This window comes from Vibrio sp. 970, from assembly GCF_033339075.1.
This window is the reverse complement of the sequence record NZ_JAWOTW010000217.1, coordinates 1-779: the sequence shown is the minus strand read 5'-3', so window position 1 is coordinate 779 and position 779 is coordinate 1. Positions and strand designations below refer to the sequence as shown.

The 779-nt window shown below is 48.0% G+C and carries 1 pseudogene; it reads left to right on the top strand.

The annotated features are described in order from the left end of the window. Positions 1-779: pseudogene (locus tag R7Q11_RS25785) on the top strand (ribonucleotide-diphosphate reductase subunit alpha); the annotation flags it as partial.

Genomic DNA, 779 nt, shown 5'->3' with positions numbered 1-779 from the left:
ACGTATCTCAACGTGCTGGTATCGGTATCAACGCGGGTCGCATTCGTGCGCTAGGTTCTGAGATCCGTGGCGGTGAAGCATTCCACACAGGTTGTATCCCGTTCTACAAGTACTTCCAAACAGCCGTAAAATGTTGTTCTCAAGGTGGTGTACGTGGTGGTGCAGCAACGGTGTTCTACCCAATGTGGCACGGCGAAGCACGTTCACTAATGGTGCTTAAGAACAACCGTGGTGTTGAAGAGAACCGCGTTCGTCACATGGATTACGGCGTACAGCTAAACAAACTGATGTACCAACGTCTGGTTGAGGGTGGCAACATCACTCTATTCTCACCTTCAGACGTACCGGGTCTATACGACGCATTCTTCGAGAACCAAGAAGAATTTGAACGTCTATACGTGAAATACGAGAACGATCCTTCAGTTAAGAAGGAAACGGTAAAAGCCATCGAAATGTTCTCGCTACTCATGCAAGAGCGTGCTTCAACAGGTCGTATCTACATTCAGAACGTAGACCACTGTAACACTCACAGCCCATTCGACTCTGAAGTTGCGCCAGTTCGTCAGTCTAACCTATGTCTGGAAATCGCACTTCCAACTAAACCCCTGACTACCGTTGAAGATGATTCAGGTGAGATTGCACTATGTACGCTTTCCGCGTTCAACCTTGGCGCAATCAAAGCTCTGGATGATTTCGAAGAGCTTTCTGATCTTGTTGTTCGCGCTCTAGATGCACTACTGGATTACCAAGATTACCCACTACCAGCGGCGTACAAGTCA